A 1,668-nucleotide genomic window follows, 5' to 3' on the forward strand; every position below is an offset into this window, starting at 1 on the left:
TGTGGCGGAAATCATTCACAGCCAGACGACGGACAGCGCGACGGGCAAGGTGAATGTGGAAGCCAATGCGATGGCGCACGCGGTGTGGGGAGCGATAGCGGCGGCATCGGGAAATAACAGCGCGCTGGCGGGGGCGGCAGGCGCGGTGAGCGGCGAATTGCTGGGACGCTGGATAGCGGCGGAATATTATCCGGGTGTTAAGACAGAAGAGCTGTCGGAAGAGCAGAAGTCGACGATAAGCGCGCTGAGTACGCTGGCGGCGGGACTGATGGGTGGGCTTAGCGGAGGCAGCAGCGCGGATGCGGTGGCGGGTGCGCAGGCCGGGAAGAATGCGGTGGAGAATAACTCTCTGGCCGGGGATGAATCCCGGAAATCAGTTAAAGAGAGCGCTGAGTGGTGGAAAACTCAGGTCAGGGACAAACTTGGCGAGGGTACGACTTCTTCCATCGCAAACGGTATTATTAACGCCCTTGCAGATACTAGTGATGCAGCATTAGGTTCAGCAGATTATGTTGCGGATGCAGCAATGGCGCTGGCTTCATGTGCTGCGGGCGACAGTTATTGCAGCAGAGCAATGAGCGATCTGGCCGGGAAAAATCAGGCAGTGGCCGATAGTGTTGCCGCGCTGATGAAAAGCGAAACTTGGTCAGCGGTTGCGGATACGGTCAAACAGGCGGCCGGAGGAAATCAGGCTGCGCTGGAAGCCACAGGTGGAATGCTGGCAGGGATTATGTTGCCGGGTAAGAAATTGCCGAACGTTGTTAAGGCAGTTGATCCTACCATTAAAATCGCAACAGGTCAGGCAGTCGGCGCCTTCGAGAAAAGTTTAGTCAGTCTTCCGCCGGGAGAGCGTGTAGCTATTATAAAACAAACAGCTCCAAAGGTAGCCGCAGAGAACGGCATGGTTAAGGATAATCGATTAACTCAAATGAATGGTGGTCGGGAAGTGTATAAAGATCAAGATGGAAACCTTTATGCGCTTGATACGCAACATGCACGATTTGAAGTTCTGACACCGAAAGGGAAGCACTTAGGTGAGGTTGACTTCTCTATGCAAAAGATACCTAACAGCCAAGATAAATCGGGCGGTCACAATTTGAAGGTGAAATAATGAGATTGGTTGATTATAAAAATGAGTCTATCAAGAGAGGTTCGGTTTTTAGATTACCGGCGGTTTGGCCTTATGAGTCATGGGTAGATTTTATGGTTATCGATCTTTTTGATACTCATGGTCTAGTTGTGTCTACTGGCTATAAAGCAGGTTTAATATTAATAGCATTGCCTGCTGAAAGTTGTTCGAAGGAAGGTAGAGCTTTAAGTACAACATGGGTTATCAACAACTGGGCAAAATGGATCTATCCAGAATGTAATGTTGAAGACGTTCATATCCTGGAAGAATATGTAGCAACGCCCATTGAGTAAAAGATCCCGGCCCCAGCGCCGGGATCGAGTTATCGGCGGTTATCCGCGATGGCGCGAATCAGCAGCAGGACGTGACGGGGTTAAGCCGGGATGCGGCGCATGCGAACCAGACGCTGAGTCCGATATTTGATAAGGAGAAAGAGCAGAACCGGCTGGCGACGGCGCAGAAGACAGGTGAAATCGGGCGCCAGGTGAGTGATGTGCTGGTGACGCAGGGCAAGCTGAACGCGCAGGCGGCGCAGAGCG

General features: G+C 52.1%; 2 protein-coding genes and 1 pseudogene. All 3 read left to right on the top strand.

The window, feature by feature from the left end; translation table 11 throughout:
• Nucleotides 1-1,111: VENN motif pre-toxin domain-containing protein (locus CWM53_RS08205; protein ID WP_206062610.1), on the top strand; the 1,111-nt coding region annotated here is incomplete at its 5' end.
• Nucleotides 1,111-1,422, top strand: a complete 312-nt coding sequence (gene imm45, locus CWM53_RS08210; protein ID WP_074387162.1) for an Imm45 family immunity protein — start codon at nt 1,111-1,113, stop codon at nt 1,420-1,422. The genes CWM53_RS08205 and imm45, both read left to right, overlap by 1 nt.
• Before the next feature lie 26 nt (nt 1,423-1,448).
• Nucleotides 1,449-1,668, top strand: a pseudogene (locus CWM53_RS32330) (hypothetical protein); the annotation flags it as partial.

Source organism: Klebsiella sp. A-Nf5 (assembly GCF_002810545.1).
GTDB classification, from domain to species: Bacteria; Pseudomonadota; Gammaproteobacteria; order Enterobacterales; family Enterobacteriaceae; genus Klebsiella; species Klebsiella variicola.